The sequence below is a fragment of the Psychrobacter sp. CAL346-MNA-CIBAN-0220 genome, assembly GCF_040309805.1.
In the GTDB taxonomy this organism is placed as follows: domain Bacteria; phylum Pseudomonadota; class Gammaproteobacteria; order Pseudomonadales; family Moraxellaceae; genus Psychrobacter.
This window is the reverse complement of the sequence record NZ_JBEOPF010000179.1, coordinates 1-279: the sequence shown is the minus strand read 5'-3', so window position 1 is coordinate 279 and position 279 is coordinate 1. Positions and strand designations below refer to the sequence as shown.

Here is a 279-nt window from a genome sequence, read left to right as displayed (position 1 = left end):
CGCCTAGATATTGAGTCATTACTTTTTCATTAGCAAATAATTGCTTACTCATTGATTAACCTTGTTCTATTAAATAGTCGAGCAATGCCTTGTAGGCATATACCCCGCGAGACCGTGGACAAAATTCACTTGGAACTTGTTGCGCTAAACTGGCGTCTCTAAATTTGGTATCTACCGGAACAACGCCCGGCCATACTTTATCAGTATAAGTATTTTGCAGTGTTTTATATGCCTCTAACGAGGCTTTCGTGCGCTTATCGTACATGGTGGCAATTATAG

At 40.5% G+C, this 279-nt stretch carries 1 protein-coding gene; it reads right to left on the bottom strand.

Features of this window, described 5'->3' with window-relative positions; genetic code table 11:
- Positions 1-55: 55 nt before the first annotated feature.
- The coding region (locus AAEY88_RS13220; protein ID WP_407074464.1) for a ParA family protein at positions 56-279 on the bottom strand (224 nt) is incomplete at its 5' end.